This is a genomic window from Sphingopyxis sp. LC81 (genome assembly GCF_000756375.1).
In the GTDB taxonomy this organism is placed as follows: Bacteria; Pseudomonadota; Alphaproteobacteria; order Sphingomonadales; family Sphingomonadaceae; genus Sphingopyxis.
In genome coordinates, this window is the sequence record NZ_JNFD01000014.1 from 16,563 (window position 1) to 32,995 (window position 16,433).

General features: G+C 66.3%; 19 protein-coding genes. 7 read left to right on the forward strand and 12 right to left on the reverse strand.

What is annotated here, in order from left to right:
- Position 1: 1 nt before the first annotated feature.
- The 4 genes from FG91_RS07530 to FG91_RS07545 all read right to left on the reverse strand — a co-directional run bounded on the left by FG91_RS07530 (position 2) and on the right by FG91_RS07545 (position 3,644).
- Complete coding sequence (locus FG91_RS07530) at positions 2 to 973, reverse strand: 50S ribosomal protein L11 methyltransferase (protein WP_037513803.1); 972 nt, start codon at positions 971 to 973, stop codon at positions 2 to 4.
- Positions 974 to 1,666, reverse strand: a complete 693-nt coding sequence (locus FG91_RS07535) for an SDR family NAD(P)-dependent oxidoreductase (protein WP_037513806.1) — start codon at positions 1,664 to 1,666, stop codon at positions 974 to 976.
- 53 nt (positions 1,667 to 1,719) lie between these two features.
- Positions 1,720 to 3,072: a methyl-accepting chemotaxis protein gene (locus tag FG91_RS07540; protein WP_037513809.1), complete on the reverse strand. Its 1,353-nt coding sequence runs from the start codon at positions 3,070 to 3,072 to the stop codon at positions 1,720 to 1,722.
- A 104-nt stretch (positions 3,073 to 3,176) separates the two neighbouring features.
- Entirely contained in the window at positions 3,177 to 3,644 is a 468-nt protein-coding gene (locus tag FG91_RS07545) for an Lrp/AsnC family transcriptional regulator (RefSeq protein WP_200878418.1), read from the reverse strand.
- 158 nt (positions 3,645 to 3,802) lie between these two features.
- On the opposite strand from FG91_RS07545, the gene ald reads away from it, so the two are divergent.
- The 6 genes from ald to sdhA all read left to right on the forward strand — a co-directional run bounded on the left by ald (position 3,803) and on the right by sdhA (position 9,052).
- A complete protein-coding gene (gene ald, locus FG91_RS07550) occupies positions 3,803 to 4,918 on the forward strand; it encodes an alanine dehydrogenase (RefSeq protein WP_037514055.1) in 1,116 nt (371 codons plus the stop codon).
- Between the two features lie 20 nt (positions 4,919 to 4,938).
- Positions 4,939 to 5,178 carry a hypothetical protein gene (locus FG91_RS07555; RefSeq protein ID WP_037513811.1) on the forward strand — a complete coding sequence of 80 codons (240 nt, stop codon included), beginning with the start codon at positions 4,939 to 4,941 and terminating at the stop codon, positions 5,176 to 5,178.
- Positions 5,179 to 5,218: 40 nt separating this feature from the next.
- Positions 5,219 to 6,286, forward strand: coding sequence for an alpha/beta hydrolase family protein (locus FG91_RS07560; protein ID WP_037513812.1), 1,068 nt, complete (start codon positions 5,219 to 5,221; stop codon positions 6,284 to 6,286).
- A gap of 180 nt (positions 6,287 to 6,466) precedes the next feature.
- Positions 6,467 to 6,841: a succinate dehydrogenase, cytochrome b556 subunit gene (gene sdhC / locus FG91_RS07565; protein WP_443027737.1), complete on the forward strand. Its 375-nt coding sequence runs from the start codon at positions 6,467 to 6,469 to the stop codon at positions 6,839 to 6,841.
- On the forward strand, positions 6,841 to 7,248 hold the full coding sequence (gene sdhD / locus FG91_RS07570) for a succinate dehydrogenase, hydrophobic membrane anchor protein (RefSeq protein WP_037513815.1): 408 nt from the start codon (positions 6,841 to 6,843) through the stop codon (positions 7,246 to 7,248). Before sdhC ends, sdhD begins: the two co-directional genes overlap by 1 nt.
- A gap of 1 nt (position 7,249) precedes the next feature.
- Complete coding sequence (sdhA, locus tag FG91_RS07575) at positions 7,250 to 9,052, forward strand: succinate dehydrogenase flavoprotein subunit (protein ID WP_037513816.1); 1,803 nt, start codon at positions 7,250 to 7,252, stop codon at positions 9,050 to 9,052.
- Positions 9,053 to 9,116: 64 nt separating this feature from the next.
- Here the strand turns inward: sdhA and FG91_RS07580 are convergent, their stop codons facing one another.
- The 5 genes from FG91_RS07580 to leuC all read right to left on the reverse strand — a co-directional run bounded on the left by FG91_RS07580 (position 9,117) and on the right by leuC (position 12,804).
- Positions 9,117 to 9,410 carry a hypothetical protein gene (locus FG91_RS07580; RefSeq protein ID WP_037513819.1) on the reverse strand — a complete coding sequence of 98 codons (294 nt, stop codon included), beginning with the start codon at positions 9,408 to 9,410 and terminating at the stop codon, positions 9,117 to 9,119.
- Positions 9,411 to 9,481: 71 nt separating this feature from the next.
- Positions 9,482 to 9,694, reverse strand: a complete 213-nt coding sequence (locus FG91_RS07585; RefSeq protein WP_081940471.1) for a DUF167 domain-containing protein — start codon at positions 9,692 to 9,694, stop codon at positions 9,482 to 9,484.
- 65 nt (positions 9,695 to 9,759) lie between these two features.
- Complete coding sequence (locus tag FG91_RS07590) at positions 9,760 to 10,755, reverse strand: NADPH:quinone oxidoreductase family protein (RefSeq protein ID WP_037513821.1); 996 nt, start codon at positions 10,753 to 10,755, stop codon at positions 9,760 to 9,762.
- 31 nt (positions 10,756 to 10,786) lie between these two features.
- Positions 10,787 to 11,377, reverse strand: coding sequence for a 3-isopropylmalate dehydratase small subunit (leuD, locus tag FG91_RS07595; RefSeq protein ID WP_037513822.1), 591 nt, complete (start codon positions 11,375 to 11,377; stop codon positions 10,787 to 10,789).
- Positions 11,374 to 12,804, reverse strand: coding sequence for a 3-isopropylmalate dehydratase large subunit (gene leuC, locus FG91_RS07600; RefSeq protein WP_037513823.1), 1,431 nt, complete (start codon positions 12,802 to 12,804; stop codon positions 11,374 to 11,376). The genes leuD and leuC overlap by 4 nt, the downstream gene beginning before the upstream one ends.
- 91 nt (positions 12,805 to 12,895) lie before the next feature.
- Here leuC and FG91_RS07605 point away from each other — a divergent pair, with 91 nt between their 5' ends.
- Positions 12,896 to 13,414, forward strand: coding sequence for a sterol desaturase family protein (locus tag FG91_RS07605; protein ID WP_037513824.1), 519 nt, complete (start codon positions 12,896 to 12,898; stop codon positions 13,412 to 13,414).
- On the opposite strand, the gene FG91_RS07610 is transcribed toward FG91_RS07605, so the two are convergent.
- The 3 genes from FG91_RS07610 to FG91_RS07620 form a co-directional block, all read right to left on the reverse strand.
- A complete protein-coding gene (locus tag FG91_RS07610) occupies positions 13,411 to 14,091 on the reverse strand; it encodes a glutathione S-transferase family protein (protein ID WP_037513825.1) in 681 nt (226 codons plus the stop codon). The genes FG91_RS07605 and FG91_RS07610 overlap by 4 nt on opposite strands.
- A complete protein-coding gene (locus FG91_RS07615) occupies positions 14,079 to 15,056 on the reverse strand; it encodes an NAD-dependent epimerase/dehydratase family protein (RefSeq protein WP_037513826.1) in 978 nt (325 codons plus the stop codon). The genes FG91_RS07610 and FG91_RS07615 overlap by 13 nt, the downstream gene beginning before the upstream one ends.
- Positions 15,057 to 15,122: 66 nt before the next feature.
- A complete protein-coding gene (locus tag FG91_RS07620) occupies positions 15,123 to 16,430 on the reverse strand; it encodes a serine hydrolase domain-containing protein (protein ID WP_052187398.1) in 1,308 nt (435 codons plus the stop codon).
- Positions 16,431 to 16,433: the final 3 nt, after the last annotated feature.

Consider the following 16,433-nt stretch of genomic DNA (forward strand, 5'->3'; position numbering starts at 1 on the left):
CTTACCAGCTTCCGAAGCTCGCATCCGACGGGCTCGCGCGGTGGAACGCGCGTTCCTTGCGGCGCCAGCCATAGCGGCGGCGTTTGACCAGCAACAGGCACGGCCACTCGGCGCTGCCGCCGCGCGCGGCGAGGCGAAAGCCCTGCGCGCGGTAGGCGGCGAGCACCGGCTCCATCTGCCGCGCGATGAGGCCGGCGAGGATCGCATGGCCGCCCGGCGCCGTCGCGGCGGCGATGTCCGGGGCCAGCGTGATCAGCGGTCCGGCAAGGATGTTCGCGATGACCAGGTCATAGGGCGCGCGGTGCTTGATCGACGGGTGATTCGTCCCCGGCGCCACCGCGAGCGCGAGCCGCCCGCCGCCGCGTCCCAGCGGCACATTGTTGATGCCCGCATTGTCGCGCGTCACGAAAATGCTCGCGGGGTCGATGTCCGACGCGATCGTTTTGGCGCGCGGCCACAGCGCCATCGCGGCGAAGGCGAGCAATCCCGTGCCGGTGCCGATGTCGGCGATATTGCGCGGGCTTGCCCCTTGCTGTGCGAGCTGGTCGAGCATCGACAGGCAGCCCGCGGTAGTGTCGTGCCCGCCGGTGCCGAACGCCTGGCTCGCGTCGATCAGGAAGGGGGTGCTGCCCGCGGGCACGCGGTCGGCATAGCTGCTGGTGTGGACGAAAAAGCGCCCCGCCTGCACGGGCTCCAGCCCCTGCTGGCTCAGCGTCACCCAATCCTCTTCGGGCAATTGCGCGACGACGGGTTTCTTGCCCTTCGCGCTCGGCACGAACGACTGCAGCAGCGTCAGCAGCGCCGCTCCGGGCTTGGCGTCCATATAGGCGTCGAGTTGCCACAGCCCCGCATCCTCGTCGATCTCGCGCGTCACGACGACCGGCGCCTCGGGCGCGGCATCGACTTCGGGAATTTCGCCCGACAACGCTTCGGCTTCGTCGCGGGTGCAGGGGAGGGAGACGATCCAGCTCATTTAGCGCACATAGCTCGCGCCGTTCACGTCGAGCACCGCACCGGTCATCGACGCGGGGGCATCGAGCGCGCACCAGCGCGCCATTTCGCCGACTTCGTCGGGCATTGCGACACGGCCCAAGGGGATGTCGGCGAGCAATTTGTCGCCGCCGCGGCTCGCGAGATAATCGTCGGCCATCCCGGTCATCGTGAAGCCGGGGCAGATCGCAAAGGCGAGGATGCCGTCCTTCGCATAGGCGCGTGCGATCGTCTTGGTCATCGCGACCATGCCCGATTTCGACGCCGCATAATGCCAGTGCGCGGGGCTGTCGCCGCGATAGGCGGCGCGGCTCGCGATATTGACGATGCGGCCGGGAACGCCGCGTTCGTGCCAGTGCAGCACCGCGTGGCGGCAGAGTTGCGCGCTCGCGGTCAGATTGACCTGCATCGTGCGGTTCCAGCTGGCGAGCCAGTCGGCGTTGGGGTCGCCCAGCGGGTTTGCCTCGAACACGCCGGCATTGTTGACGAGCACGTCGATGCGGCCGCCCAGCCGGTCGAGGCTTGCCTGCCACAGCCGGTCGGGGGTCGCGGGATCGGCGAGGTCGCCGTCGGCGCTCGACAGCGCGACAACCTTGGTCGCGCTGGTGGTGAGGGCCTCGGCGATCGCGGCGCCGATACCGCGGCTCGCGCCGGTGATCAGGATATGCGTGCTCATGCCCCCGCCTTAGGCAGCGGGGCGGGGCTTGCCAAGCGGGGGAAGCGGGTGAGTTATGCCACCCGGCGGCTGAATTCGCTCGCGGCCTGTTCCAGCTGCTGCAACCGGCCGCCCATCTTGCCGAATTCCTGGCTCAGCACGCTGATCTCGTTCGCGACCATGCCCGAATCGTTGCGGATGCTCGCGATCGTCGACGACATGCTGTCGGCGGCGAGCGCGGTCTCGTCGACCGCCGCGGTGATCGAGGTGACCGTCTGCGCCTGCGCGTCCATCGCGTCGCGAATGCGCTGCGCCGAGGTCTGCACCTCGACGATCGTCGCCTGGATCGACTCGTTCGCGCTCACCGACCCGCGCGTCGCCTGTTGGATCGCGGTGATCTTGCCCGCGATATCGTCGGTCGCGCGCGCGGTTTCGTTGGCGAGGCTCTTCACCTCCTGCGCGACGACGGCAAAGCCGCGGCCCGATTCGCCCGCTCGCGCCGCTTCGATCGTGGCGTTGAGGGCGAGGAGGTTGGTCTGGCCCGCGATTTCGCGGATCAGACCCAGGATCGATTCGATCGATTCGGCATGGTGCGACAGCGTCGCCGACATCGCGACGGCTTCGCCCGCCTGCTCCGACGCGCGCGTCGCGACGCTGGCCGAGGCTTCGACTTCGCTGCGCGCATCCTCGATCGCGCGGATCAGTCCCGCGGCGGTCGAAGCGGCTTCGCGCATCGCCATCGCCGATTGTTCGGAGGCGGCGGCGACTTCGCTCGTCTTCGCGATCATGCCCTTCGCCGCCTGATCGGCCGAGGCCGCCTGCTTGGCGAGCTGTTCGCGCACGCCGTCGGTGTCCTGCACCAGCGACGCGATCGAGCGGTCGAAATCGCCCGCCAGCGCCTGCCGCTCGCTCGAAAAGACGGCGCGGTCGAGCTTGTTCGCATAGCGCTGCATGATATCGAATTCGAGCAGCGCGAGGCGGTTCACCGCGCTCGTCAGCCGTGCCAGCCGTTCGGCATCGCCGAAACAGGCTTCGACGACATATTCGATCGTCAGCCGCTGGCTTTCGGCGATGCACGACATCACCGATGCGAGCGGCAGCTTCACGCGCCGCGCCATATGGGCGTTCTGGCAGGCGATCGTCGCGACCTCCTGACCCGCGGCATCGGCATATTTCGCCACGGTGTGGCGCGCGCTGCCGCGGACATAGGATTCGAAAAGCTCACCCTCGACGCGGCGGTCGACGCTGGGCAGCGTGTTGAACGCGTCCCAATAGGCTTTGGCGATCGCTTCCTCGCGCCCGGCGATGATGGCGTGAATTTCGGTCGCATTGGCGACAAGGCGCCCGTCGAGGTCGTAAAAGGAAAAGCGATCGGCCATCGGCACCGGATCGATCTGCTGCTTATGAATCGGATTTTCCTTCACCATGATCCTGCTTCCCCGATCGACCCGAAAGGCGCGCGGGTCTGCCGCCCGCATGCGTCCCATGAAACTGGTGAACGGGATATGCGGTAGAAATGGTAAAGACGGTGTTAACTCGCTGCTGGCACCGGATAGCCCACAAACGCCTTGATCGTGCGCAGCGCAAAGGCGCTGTGCATCGCCGCAACCCCGGGCAGGCGCGACAGGCAGTGGCGGTGCAGCCGGTCGAAATCGGCGACGTTGCGCGCCGCGACGCGCAGCCGGTAATCCGACGCCCCCGACAGCAATTGGCATTCGAGGATCTCGTCGAAACTCTTCACCGCGCTCTCGAACGCGGTCAGCGCCTCCTCGCTTTGCGACGTCAGGCTGATGTCGACGAACACGTCGAGCCCGAGCCCGATGCTATCGGGGTTCAGCCGCGCGCTATAGCCCGTGATGATCCCCGCCGCCTCCAGCGCGCGGATGCGCCGGTGGCATGCCGATGCCGACAGGCCGACCACCTCGCCAAGTTCGGCCGCCGGTCGCGGGCCCTGTCGTTGCAGCAAGTCGAGCAGCTTGACGTCGATCCTGTCAATCATTGTGCGCCATCGATCCATTTTACGCCAAAATCGTGCAAGTATGTCGCGAATCCGCAACGGATATGCAAGCACCTCGCGAGCCATTTCTGCTAAAAGCGCCGACAAGTTTTCGGCGGCGATAGTCGATCGCCGATGACACCCATATTCGGAGAGTGATCATGATCATCGGCACCCCCAAGGAAATCAAGAATCACGAATATCGCGTCGGCCTGACCCCCGAGAGCGCACGCGAACTCGTCGTCCACGGCCACCGCGTGCTGGTGCAGACCGGCGCGGGCGAGGGGATCGGCGCGCACGACCGCTATTATGTCGAAGCGGGCGCCGAAATCGTCCAGACCGCCGAAGAGATTTTCGCGCAGTGCGAGATGGTCGTGAAGGTCAAGGAACCCCAGCCCGTCGAGCGCGCGATGCTGCGCCCGGGGCAGATCCTCTACACCTACCTCCACCTCGCGCCCGATCCCGACCAGACGCGCGACCTGATGGCGTCGGGCGCGGTGTGCATCGCCTATGAAACCGTCACCAGCCCGCACGGCGGCCTGCCGCTGCTGAAGCCGATGAGCCAGGTCGCGGGGCGTATGTCGATCCAGGCCGGCGCGACCGCGCTCGAAAAGGCGCACGGCGGCCGCGGCGTGCTGCTCGGCGGCGTGCCGGGTGTGGCGCCGGGCAAGATCTGCGTGATCGGCGGCGGCGTCGTCGGCTTCAACGCGGCGCAGATGGCGGCTGGCCTCGGCGCCGACGTCACGATCCTCGACCGCGATCCCGAAGTGCTCGAACGCGTCGGCACCTTCTTCGAGGCGCGCGCCAAGACGCGCTTCTCGAACCGCGCGAACCTCGCCGAATGCGTCGCCGAGGCCGATCTGGTGATCGGCGCGGTGCTGATCCCCGGCGCCGAGGCGCCGAAGCTCGTGACGCGCGAGATGCTCGGCACGATGCGCCCCGGCTCGGTGCTCGTCGACGTCGCGATCGACCAAGGCGGCTGCTTCGAGACGAGCCATGCGACGACGCACGCTGACCCGACCTATGTCGTCGACGGCATCGTCCATTATGCGGTCGCGAACATGCCCGGCGCGGTCGCGCGCACCAGCACCTATGCGCTCAACAATGTCACGCTGCCGCACGCGCTGCGCATCGCCGATCTGGGGTGGAAAGAGGCGTTGAAACGCGACGTGCATCTTGCGCAGGGTTTGAACGTTTGGAATGGTAAGGTGACGTTCGAGGCCGTAGCCGAAGCGATCGGAACCGATTATGTGCCTGTCGAACAGGCGCTCGCCTGACGAAAAGGACATAAGAGAAGATGACCGACCAAGTGCCACCTCCCCCGCCGCACGACGACGAGCAGGAAGAAAATGAAGTGCTGCGCGCCGCGCGCGAGCGCCAGCAGCAGCGCGAAGCCGCCGAAGCGGCGCAGGCCGCCGATGCGGAAGCGGCGAAGGGCAAGCGCGGCTGGAAGACCGCGGCGGCGGCTGGCCTCGGCATCGGTTCGGCCGCGGTGATCGCGGCCTTGCTCTACGCGAACCGCGGCAAGATCAAGTGACGCATGCCCCCGTGCTCACTGCCGGGCCGGGGGCTCCTTGATGCGGATGATCACCGCCCTTTGCGCTGCCGCGGCCGGGCTCGCCGCGTTCCAGCCGGCGGTTGCGGTGCCCGCGCCTGCTTTTCCATGGACCGCTCCGGCGACGACAGAGGTCGTCACCGAGGAGCGCCGTTTCAGGAGCGGCGACACCGAACTGTCGGGAACGCTCATCCTGCCGGCGAGCACCAAGCCGGTGGCGGCGGTCGTCGTGACGCACAGCGCGTCGTCGCCGCTCCGGGGGGCGTCGCTTTACGATCATCTCAAGACCGCCCTGCCGGCGCTCGGCATCGCGGTCTTCGTCTATGACCGGCGCGGATCGGGCCAGTCGGGCACGAAGACGGCCGGCGGCGACTTCACGCTGCTCGCCGACGATGCCATCGCCGCGGCGCAGAGCCTGAAGGGCGATCCACGCATCGACCCGAAGCGCATAGGGACCTGGGGGCTGAGCCAGGGCGGGTGGATATCGCCGCTGGCCGCGTCGCGAAGCCCCGATATCGCCTTTGTGATCGCGGTGTCGGCGCCGGTCGTCACCGCCGATGTGCAGATGCTCTTCTCCTCGACCAATCACCTGAGGGCGAACGGCCATTCGCAGGCCGAGATCGACCAGATGACCGCGACGCGAAAAGCGGTCGACGACTATATGCGCGGAACGGGAAGCCGTGAGGCCGCGCAGAAAATGATCGATGCGGCCAAGACCCAGCCGTGGTTCAAATATACCTATATGGGCGAAACGATCCGCGACCGCGCCGTTTCGGGCTGGCGCCGCGAAATCGAGAATGATCCGCTGAAGAATCTGTCGGCGGTCACCGTGCCGACGCTCGTCCTGTACGGTGCCGACGATGCGGTGGTGCCGGTCGCCGTCTCGGTCGAGCGCCTGAAGGCCGTCGCGGCGCGGATGCCGAAACTGACGGTGCACAGCATCGCGGGCGCCGATCACGCGATGGCGATGTCGACCGATCAGAAAATCTCGCTCGATCCCAAGCATGACGGCACCGAACGACCGGATTCGGCCGAATATATGGCCATTCTTGCAAGCTGGCTCGCGCTCAACGGGTATGTGACGCGCTGAATATCGCGAAAGACGGCGATTTTTTTGCCTATGCTCCTAAGCAATTGCATATCGCGGCGGGAAGGCTTAACCGGCACCGCATCGACCGTTTAGAGTCAAGACAGGGCTGATATGGCTGGCAACGAACCGAGTGCGCGTCCGCGCTCCCCGCATTTGCAGGTATATAAATGGACCCCCGCGATGGCGGTCTCGATCCTTCATCGCGCGAGCGGTGACGGTCTCGCGATTGTTGGTGCGTGCATGTTCCTCTGGTGGCTTGGCGCGCTCGCGGCCGGTCCCGACGCTTATGCCGCATTCCTCGCCTGCGTCTGGCACGATCCCAGCCCCGAGGTCGGCATCGTTCACCAGATCACCAATATCGTCGGCAAGGTCGTGCTTGTCGGCCTGACCTGGGCCTTTTTCCAGCATCTCTTCTCGGGGCTGCGCCACTTCGTGCTCGATACGGGTGCCGGTTACGAACTGAAGACCAACAAGCTGTGGTCGATCGCCGTGATCACCGCGGGCGTCCTCGCGACCGCCGCGACCTGGCTCTATATCATGGCGGGGGCACTCTGATGGGCAATGGCACGCATCTGGGCAAGGTTCGCGGGCTCGGCTCGTCGGGGCATGGCTCGCACCACTGGCTGCAACAGCGGTTGACCGCGCTCGCCAACATCCTGCTCGTCGGCTTCCTGTTCGTTTCGCTGGTCCGCCTGCCGCTCGGCGATCATGCCGCGGTGCTGCGCTGGGCCTCGAATCCGACCGTCGCGCTCGCGCTGATCCTGATGGTGGTCAGCGTCTTCTGGCACCTGCGGCTTGGCCTGACGGTGCTGATCGAGGACTATGTCCACGGCGAGGCGACGCGTCTGCTGTCGCTCGTCCTTCTCAACTTCTATGCGATCGGCGGCGCCGCCTACGGCATTTTCGCCATTGTCCGTATCGTGCTTGCGCCCGCCGCCGGGCTCGCTCCGGGGGGCATGTAAGATGACCGACGCCTACAAGATCATCGATCATATCTATGACACCGTCGTTGTCGGTGCCGGCGGTTCGGGCCTGCGCGCCACGATGGGCAGCGCCGAAGCGGGGCTGAAGACCGCGTGCATCACCAAGGTGTTCCCGACGCGCAGCCACACCGTCGCGGCGCAGGGCGGCATCGCCGCGTCGCTCGGCAACAATTCGCCCGACCATTGGCAATGGCATATGTACGACACCGTCAAGGGCTCCGACTGGCTCGGCGACCAGGACGCGATCGAATATATGGTGCGCGAAGCGCCGAACGCGGTCTACGAACTCGAGCATGCCGGCGTCCCGTTTTCGCGTAACGCCGACGGCACCATCTATCAGCGCCCCTTTGGTGGCCATATGCAGAATATGGGCGAAGGCCCGCCGGTGCAGCGCACCGCCGCCGCGGCCGACCGTACCGGCCATGCAATGCTGCATGCGCTCTATCAGCAGTCGCTGAAATATGACGCCGACTTCTTCGTCGAATATTTCGCGCTCGACCTGATCATGGAAAATGGCGCCTGCCGCGGCGTCATCGCGATGTGCCTCGAAGATGGCAGCATCCACCGCTTCCGTTCGCAGGCCGTCGTGCTCGCGACGGGCGGTTACGGCCGCTGCTATTTCACCGCCACCTCGGCGCACACCTGCACCGGCGACGGCGGCGGCATGGTGCTGCGCGCCGGCCTGCCTTTGCAGGACATGGAATTCGTCCAGTTCCACCCGACCGGCATCTACGGCGCCGGCGTCCTCATCACCGAAGGCGCGCGCGGCGAGGGCGGCTACCTCACCAACTCCGAGGGCGAGCGTTTCATGGAACGCTATGCCCCCTCGGCAAAGGATCTGGCGTCGCGCGACGTCGTCTCGCGCTCGATGGCGCTCGAAATCCGCGAAGGCCGCGGCGTCGGCGCGGACAACGACCATATCTATCTGCACCTCGACCATATCGATCCCGCGGTGCTCGCCGAGCGCCTGCCGGGGATCACCGAGAGCGGCAAGATTTTCGCCGGTGTCGATCTGACGCGCCAGCCGCTCCCCGTCGTCCCGACGGTCCATTACAATATGGGCGGCATCCCCTGTAACTATCACGGCGAAGTCGTGACGCTCGGCAAGGATGGCCCCGACACCGTCGTCCCCGGACTGTTCGCGGTCGGCGAAGCCGCGTGCGTGTCGGTCCACGGCGCGAACCGCCTCGGCTCGAACAGCCTGATCGACCTCGTCGTCTTCGGCCGCGCGACCGGCCATCGCCTCAAGGAAATCCTGAAGCCTGGCGCCGCACAGGCCGCGCTGCCCAAGGACAGCGCCGACCTCGCACTCAGCCGCCTCGATCATTTCCGCAACGCCAATGGCGGCTCGCCGACGGCGGAAATCCGCACCGAGATGCAGCGCGCGATGTCGGCCCATGCCGCGGTGTTCCGCACCGACGAACTGATGGCGGAGGGCAAGGAAAAGCTCACCAAAACCTATCAGCGGATGAACGACGTCCATGTCACCGACCGCAGCCTGATCTGGAACACCGACCTCATCGAAACGCTCGAGCTCGACAATCTGATCGCGCAGGCGACGGTGACGATGCATTCGGCGTTCAACCGCAAGGAAAGCCGCGGCGCCCACGCGCACGAGGATTTCCCGAACCGCGACGACGCGACCTGGATGAAGCACACGATCAGCTGGTTCGACGGCTGGGGCGGCAAGGGCGGCGGCGTCCGCCTCGATTACCGCCCGGTCCATGAATATACGCTGTCCGACGACGTCGAATATATCAAGCCGAAGGCGCGCGTTTATTGATCGGTTTTAGCGGATAAGCGGGGTCGCGGGCGATCGCGGCCCCGTTCGTTCGATTATCGGCCTGTCATTCGCCGAACAGGCTGCGCACCGGGTTGATGTCGGAAAAGGGCACATCGACGTCGTTGCCCATGATCCACAATTTCTGGCACGCGATGGCAAAGAACATCACCGCGATCGTCCAGACGATAAAGGTCTTGCGGGCGATCCAGCGGCGCTCGGCCTCTGCGGCCCTGGCGCGGGCCTTGTGGTCGATGCCCAGCTCACCTTCGAATTCGGCGACAAGCTGTGCGCGGCGGGTACGCGAAATATTCGCGATACTCGCGTCGCCTTCCACGCGTTTCGATCGGCGTTTTGCCATGATCCACCTTGGCCCAGCTAGTCCTCCTGACGGCTATAGCACCCAGCCCCTGCCAATTGGTTAACCCGGCGCTATCGGCTCGTCGCAATCCCGATCAATTTGATGCGCGCGCTCGCCCCGCGAAGCAGCGTCAAATCGCGCGGCGGGCGGCAGAGCGCCGCGGCGAGCAGGCGCAGCACCGCGTCGTTCGCGGCGCCGTCGGCGGGCGGCGAGGTGACGCGGATATGCACGGTTTCGCCCTCGACCCGAATCTCGTCGTGCCGCGCGCCGGGCGTGACCCGCACTGCAATCCGTCCCGACGCTGCAAGGTCGCTGAGCGCCTCGGTCAGCGCCGGGTCGGGCCGGATTTTCAGACGGTGACGACCAGCTTGCCGACCGCGGTCCGGTCGCCGAGCTTGGCGATCGCCTTGCCGCCGTCGGCGAGGGCAAAGCTCTCGGTCACCCGCGGCTGAATCTTGCCCTGCTCCCACAGCTGGAACAGCCGCGCGATATTGGCGCGGTTACGCGCGGGTTCGCGGGCCACAAAAGCACCCCAGAACACGCCCGCGACATCGCAGCTCTTGAGCAAGGTGAGGTTGAGCGGCAGGCGCGGAATGCCCGCAGGGAAACCGACGACGAGATAGCGACCCTCCCACGCGATCGAACGCAGCGCGGGCTCGGCATAATCGCCGCCGACCGCGTCATAGATGACGTTCGCGCCATTCGGGCCAACGGCTTCCTTGAACTTGTTCGCAAGCTCCTTCGACTGGTCCTTGTCGAACGGCTGGCGGCCATAGACGACGACCTCGTCGGCGCCCGCCTGGCGTGCGATGTCGGCCTTTTCCTCGCTCGACACGCCGGCAACGACGCGCGCGCCGAAGGCCTTGCCCAGCTCGACCGCGGCGATGCCGACGCCGCCCGATGCGCCGAGCACGAGCAAGGTGTCGCCTTCCTCGATATGTCCGCGATCGACAAGCGCGTGGATGCTGGTGCCATAGGTCATCAGCAGCGAGGCGCCCGCGGCGAAATCATGCGCTTCGGGCAAATGATAGACATTGTGCACCGACACCGCGACGGCTTCGGACATGCCGCCATTGCCGCAGCCCGCGATGACGCGGTCGCCGACCTTGAACTCGGTCACACCCTCGCCGACTTCGGCGACCAATCCCGCGACTTCGCCGCCGGGGGCGAAGGGGCGTTCGGGGCGGAACTGATATTTATCCTCGATGATCAGCACGTCGGGGAAGTTGACCGCGCAGGCCTTCACGTCGATCACGATCTGGCCCTTGCCCGCGGTCGGGCGCGGCAGTTCGCCCAAGGTGAGCGTTTCGGGGCCGCCGGTTGCGGTCGACAAGAGAGCCTTCATCATCTTCTCCTCTTATGGTGTTCGTTTGATCCTATGCGGCGGGACGCATCCACGGCCGATCGGCGTCGAGTTTTGCCTCATAGGCGCCGATCGCCGCGTCGCTCTTTTCGGTCAGCGAAATCTCGTCGAGCCCTTCGAGCAGGCACATCTTGCGGAACGGGTCGATCTCGAAGCTGAAACGGTCCTGATACTGCGTCGTCACCGTCTGATGCTCGAGGTCGACGAAGACCGGATCGGTCGTGGCGACCTCCATCAGCCGGTCGATGGCCGATTGAGGAAGGACGACGGGCAATATGCCGTTCTTCACTGCATTGCCCGAGAAAATGTCCGAATAGCTGGGCGCGATCACGACGCGGATGCCGAGGTCGCCGAGCGCCCATGCGGCATGTTCGCGGCTCGATCCGCAGCCGAAATTGTCGCCCGCGATCAGGATCGGCGCGCCCTTGAAATCGGCGCTGTCGAACAGATTGTCGGGATCGGCGCGCAGGCTTTCGAACGCGCCGCGCCCCATGCCCTCGCGCGTCGTCGTCTTCAGCCAGTGCGCGGGGATGATGACGTCGGTATCGACATTCTTGAGCCCGAACGGGATCGCGCGGCCTTCGACCTTGTCGAGCGGGGTCATGCCATCAGCTCCCGCACATCGGTGAGTTTGCCCGTCACCGCCGCTGCCGCCGCCATCGCGGGGCTGACGAGGTGCGTGCGCGCGCCCGGGCCCTGACGCCCGACGAAATTGCGGTTGCTCGTCGAGGCGCAGCGTTCGCCCGCGGGCACCTTGTCGGGGTTCATCGCGAGGCACGCCGAACAGCCGGGCTCGCGCCATTCGAGGCCCGCGTCGGTGAAGATGCGGTCGAGCCCCTCGGCTTCGGCCTGCGCTTTCACCAGCCCCGATCCGGGGACGACGATCGCCCATTTGACATTGTCGGCCTTGTGGCGGCCCTTGATCACCGCGGCGGCGGCGCGCAGATCCTCGATGCGGCTGTTGGTGCAACTGCCGATAAAGATATTCTCGACCGGCACATCCTGCATCCGCGTGCCGGGTTCGAGGCCCATGTACGCGAGCGATTTGGCGGCGGCGGCTTGCTTCGATGGATCGGCGAAGCTTTCGGGGGCGGGGACGACGCCGGTGATCGGCACGACGTCCTCGGGGCTGGTGCCCCATGTGACGCTTGGCGCGATGTCGGCGGCGTCGATGACGACACTCTTGTCATAGGTCGCGCCCGGATCGGTCGCGAGGCTTTTCCAGTAAGCGACCGCGGCGTCCCAGTCTGCGCCCTTCGGCGCATAGGGGCGGCCCTTGAGGTATGCGAAGGTCGTCTCGTCGGGCGCGATCAGCCCGGCGCGCGCGCCGCCTTCGATCGCCATGTTGCTGACCGTCAGCCGCCCTTCGACGCTCAGCGCGCGGATCGCGCTGCCCGTATATTCGATGACATGGCCGGTGCCGCCCGCGGCGCCGATGACGCCGGTGATGTGGAGGATGATATCCTTCGCGCTGACGCCGGGGCCGACTTCGCCCTCGACGCGCACTTCCATCGTCTTCGACGGCTGGAGCAGCAAGGTTTGCGTCGCGAGCACATGCTCGACCTCGCTCGTCCCGATGCCGAAGGCGAGCGCGCCGATGCCGCCGTGGCACGCGGTGTGGCTGTCGCCGCAGACGATCGTTGTGCCGGGCAGCGAAAAGCCCTGCTCGGGCCCGACGACATGGACGATGCCCTGTTCGGGCGCCGTCGCATCGATGTAGCGAATGCCAAATTCGGGGGCGTTCTTTTCGAGCGCCGCCAATTGCGCCGCGCTTTCGGGGTCGGCGATCGGCAGCTTGTTGCCCGCCGCATCGAGCCGCGGCGTGGTCGGCACATTATGGTCGGGCACCGCAATCGTAAGATCGGGGCGGCGCACCGTGCGCCCGCTCGCGCGAAGCCCGGCAAAGGCCTGCGGGCTGGTGACTTCATGGACAAGGTGACGGTCGATGAAGATCAGGCAAGTGGCATCGGGGCGCTGTTCGACGACATGCGCGTCCCAGATTTTCTCATAAAGGGTGCGGGGCCGAGTCATGCGGTTCACTTAAGCTTGCGCGACAACAATGCAAGCGAGTGGCGATCAAAAACGCAATTTTCGGTCGCACTCGATGGAGTATAATGGGGCCATGTCGACGCTCGCCATCATCGCGCTCATTCTCGCCACCTTCGCGGCGATGGAGGGCGTTGCCTGGGCGAGCCACAAATATATCATGCATGGTTTCGGCTGGGCCTGGCATCGCGACCATCACGAACCGCACGACAAGATGCTTGAAAAGAACGATTTGTTCGGCCTCGTCGGCGCCGCGCTGAGCATTTCGATGTTCGTTGTCGGCAGCCCGATGATCATGGGCGCCGCTGCGTGGGAGCCCGGAACGTGGATCGGACTCGGCGTCCTCTTCTACGGCATCATCTATACGCTGGTGCACGACGGGCTCGTCCACCAGCGCTATTTCCGCTGGGTGCCGCGGCGCGGCTATGCGAAGCGGCTGGTGCAGGCGCACAAGCTCCACCATGCCACGCTCGGCAAGGAAGGCGGGGTCAGCTTCGGCTTCGTCCTCGCGCGCGACCCCGCCAAACTGAAGGCCGAACTGAGGGCACAGCGCGCGGCCGGAATCGCGGTCGTGCGCGAGGCGCTCGCCGACTAGGCCGTCCGGTAATCGGCGGTGATCACGCCCGCTGCCATCAATTCCGCCTCGTGACCCTCCTCGCGCCAGCTTTCGGCGAGCGCCTGCCGTTCCCATTCGACCATCGCCGGCTGCGCGAGCATATGGTCGACCCACGCCTGTCCGGCGCCGGCGTCGAGGCCATAGGTGCGGATACGGAAGGCGACCGGGGCGAAGAAGGCGTCGACCGCGGTAAAGCGGTCGCCCGCGAGGAAGGGGCCGCCGAAGCGCGACAGGCCCTCGGCGAACAATTCGCGGATGCGCGCGACGTCGAGGCGGAGCGCACCCGACGGCGGCTTTGGCGTCACGCGAACCCCGACATTCATCGTGCAATCGTTGCGCAGCGCCGAAAAGCCGCTGTGCATTTCCGTCGTCGCGCATTGCGCCCAGGCGCGCGCGTCGGGGTCGGCCGGCCATACACCCTCGTGCCGGTCGGCGAGATAGAGCGTGATGCCGAGCGAGTCGTAGACGGTCCGTCCTTCGTCGAGCAGCGCGGGAACCTGTCCGGTCGGCGAAAAACTGCGGAACTCGTCATAGTTGATCGGGTTGGTGAAGGGTTCGATCTGGTCCTCGAACGCGATGCCGAGCGCGCGCATCAGCACCCAGGGGCGCAGCGACCAGCTCGAATAATTGCGGTTGGCGGTGATCAGCACATACATGCCTGGCGCTCCTGTGCGATGATGGGGGACGTATAGTCGGGGTCGTGCGCGAAGGGCAGCGGCGTGCCATCGCGGAGCGCGGCGAGCACGCTGCCGAAATCGGTCGCGGCGCGCCACCCGAAGCGGCGCTCGGCGCGCGACGGGTCGTAAACGCGGTCGATGATCTCGGGGAGTACCCAGCCTTTGGCGGCATAGAGCTCGGCAGCGTCGGGATGATGGCGCGCGATCACCGCGCGCGCCTCACGCGCCAGTTCTTCGGCTTCCTCGCGCGCGAACGGCGGCGGCGCCGAGAGGATGAAGGTATCGCAGCCGATCGACGGCGCGGTTTCGAGCGCGGCGAGATGCGCCGCGGCGGCGTCCTCGACCGTCAGGCGGCGGTTGAGCAATTCATTGGCCTTGAGATTCTCGCCGCCGGGGGCTTCGTGCGTGTCGTCATCCTCGGGGAAGAAGCGCCCGGTGCGCAGGATCGCCACCGCGATGCCATGCTCGCGGTGCACCAGCCTGCACGCCTGCTCGGCGGCGAGCTTGGTGATTCCGTAAATGTTGCGCGGTTCGATCGGACCGAAATCCTCGTCCATCCACCATGCGCCCGCCTCGCCCGCGCCTTCGCGCACATCGGCGCGTATCATCAGCGAGGTCGTCGAGGTGAAGAGGAAGCGGTCGTTGCCCGCCGCGACCGCGGCCTCGATCAGATTGAGCGTCCCGCTGACATTGACGTCGACGAAGGCTTGGCGCGGATAACGCACGATGTCGGGCTTATGCAGCGCGCCGCCGTGGATCACCGCCTCGATCCCATGCTCGCCCATCGTCCGGTCGATCAGCGCGCGGTCGGCGACGGTGCCGATGACTTGCGTATGCGTCCCGGGCACAACGTCGAGCCCGGTGACGTCATGGCCGTTTTGGGCGAGGAGCGGAGCCAGATAGCGCCCCAGCCAACCCGATGATCCGGTCAGCAGTACGCGCATCGATGAATCTCCTCTCGGCCTTGTCCGCGCGCCTCATACACAGGCAGCGGACGGGGGGGAAGGCCGTTACCCTTTCGGCTCCGCGGCAACCGGAGCCGCCTTCGCAGCGCTCCCCGCGGGCGCGGGCAATTCGCTAAGGTCGAGCCAGCCCGCATTGTCGCGCTTGTGATAGCTGTCGATTACCGTGAACGGGATGCGGAACGGAAATCCCCAATCGCTGTTCCACAGTGCGACGACGCCCGTCCGCGTCGCCGGTTCGAAAATCATCGTCGCGCGATAGCCCTCGACCGCGCCCGAATGGCCTTCGAGCCGGCTGCCGCCATAGGTGAAGCTCCGCCAGCCGAGGCCATAGGCCGCATCGCCCGTGGCCGCGCGCAAGGCGCCGCCATAGAGCCGCCCGGTGCCGACGCGCGGGCGATGGGCGAGCTGCAACACCGGGGCAGGCAGCACGTCGGGGCGCTTCCCCATCATCGCCTGCATCCATGTGGCGAAATCGACGATATCGCTTTCGACCCCCGCAGCGGCGGGAACGCGCCAATAGGCTTCCTTGATCGGGCGGACCTGCGCGCCGCGATGCGGTTTCGCCCAATCCTTCGCGCCCGTCAGCCGCTCCATGCCGTACCCTGCGCTGACCATGCCGAGCGGGCGGAAAAACCGGTCCTCGACCGCTTTGCCGAACGGCTCGTTCGCCGCCCGCGCCAATATCTCGCTCGCCGCGTCGAAGGCGATATTCTGATAGGTGTGGCAGGTGCCGGGTTCGCATTGCAGCGGCGCGGCGGCGAGGCTCGCGCGCAGCGCCGCGGGGTTCTGCCCTTCCTCCAATTTCTCGTCATAGGCATTTTTGGTAAGGCCCGTGCGCTGGGCCAGCAGCTGGTCCAGCGTGACATGCGCCTCGGCGCCGCCGGGCAAACGCAGCGACGTGCCGAGGCCGGCGACCGGACGGCCCAGATCGAGAGCACCGTCGGTAGCCAGCGCGGCCGCCAGCACGCCCGTGGCGGTTTTGGAAACCGAGGCCCAGCGGAACAGCGTTTGCGGCGTTACCTGCGCCCCGGTCGACTTGTCGGAAAAGCCATAGGTGCGGACGAAACGCAGTTCGCCGTCTTCGACCACCGCCACTGCCAGCCCCGCCATCTCGGGCCGCTGCGACAGGTCGGAGAGTTGCCGGTCGAGCGCTTGATAGTCGATTCGGCCGCGCCATTCGGCGGGGGTGTCGGGCAGGTTCTCGGGCGCCTTGATCGGGATTGCGACGCTCGCCAGCGGGTGCTTCCCGCCGAGCGCGTGAATGCCAAACCAGCCTGCCAACCCCAAAGCGACGATCGCGATGAGATAGGTGAAAACCGGCCTTCTGGACTTGTTTTTAAACTGCGACCTCATAAT

What these genes read in the sequence shown, in the direction of transcription:
- FG91_RS07530 (WP_037513803.1), bottom strand. Translation starts at nt 973, where the DNA reads ATGAGCTGGATCGTCTCCCTCCCCTGCACCCGCGACGAAGCCGAAGCG.
- FG91_RS07535 (WP_037513806.1), bottom strand. Translation starts at nt 1,666, where the DNA reads ATGAGCACGCATATCCTGATCACCGGCGCGAGCCGCGGTATCGGCGCC.
- FG91_RS07540 (WP_037513809.1), bottom strand. Translation starts at nt 3,072, where the DNA reads ATGGTGAAGGAAAATCCGATTCATAAGCAGCAGATCGATCCGGTGCCG.
- FG91_RS07545 (WP_200878418.1), bottom strand. Translation starts at nt 3,644, where the DNA reads ATGATTGACAGGATCGACGTCAAGCTGCTCGACTTGCTGCAACGACAG.
- ald (WP_037514055.1), top strand. Translation starts at nt 3,803, where the DNA reads ATGATCATCGGCACCCCCAAGGAAATCAAGAATCACGAATATCGCGTC.
- FG91_RS07555 (WP_037513811.1), top strand. Translation starts at nt 4,939, where the DNA reads ATGACCGACCAAGTGCCACCTCCCCCGCCGCACGACGACGAGCAGGAA.
- FG91_RS07560 (WP_037513812.1), top strand. Translation starts at nt 5,219, where the DNA reads ATGCGGATGATCACCGCCCTTTGCGCTGCCGCGGCCGGGCTCGCCGCG.
- sdhC (WP_443027737.1), top strand. Translation starts at nt 6,467, where the DNA reads ATGGCGGTCTCGATCCTTCATCGCGCGAGCGGTGACGGTCTCGCGATT.
- sdhD (WP_037513815.1), top strand. Translation starts at nt 6,841, where the DNA reads ATGGGCAATGGCACGCATCTGGGCAAGGTTCGCGGGCTCGGCTCGTCG.
- sdhA (WP_037513816.1), top strand. Translation starts at nt 7,250, where the DNA reads ATGACCGACGCCTACAAGATCATCGATCATATCTATGACACCGTCGTT.
- FG91_RS07580 (WP_037513819.1), bottom strand. Translation starts at nt 9,410, where the DNA reads ATGGCAAAACGCCGATCGAAACGCGTGGAAGGCGACGCGAGTATCGCG.
- FG91_RS07590 (WP_037513821.1), bottom strand. Translation starts at nt 10,755, where the DNA reads ATGAAGGCTCTCTTGTCGACCGCAACCGGCGGCCCCGAAACGCTCACC.
- leuD (WP_037513822.1), bottom strand. Translation starts at nt 11,377, where the DNA reads ATGACCCCGCTCGACAAGGTCGAAGGCCGCGCGATCCCGTTCGGGCTC.
- leuC (WP_037513823.1), bottom strand. Translation starts at nt 12,804, where the DNA reads ATGACTCGGCCCCGCACCCTTTATGAGAAAATCTGGGACGCGCATGTC.
- FG91_RS07605 (WP_037513824.1), top strand. Translation starts at nt 12,896, where the DNA reads ATGTCGACGCTCGCCATCATCGCGCTCATTCTCGCCACCTTCGCGGCG.
- FG91_RS07610 (WP_037513825.1), bottom strand. Translation starts at nt 14,091, where the DNA reads ATGTATGTGCTGATCACCGCCAACCGCAATTATTCGAGCTGGTCGCTG.
- FG91_RS07615 (WP_037513826.1), bottom strand. Translation starts at nt 15,056, where the DNA reads ATGCGCGTACTGCTGACCGGATCATCGGGTTGGCTGGGGCGCTATCTG.
- FG91_RS07620 (WP_052187398.1), bottom strand. Translation starts at nt 16,430, where the DNA reads ATGAGGTCGCAGTTTAAAAACAAGTCCAGAAGGCCGGTTTTCACCTAT.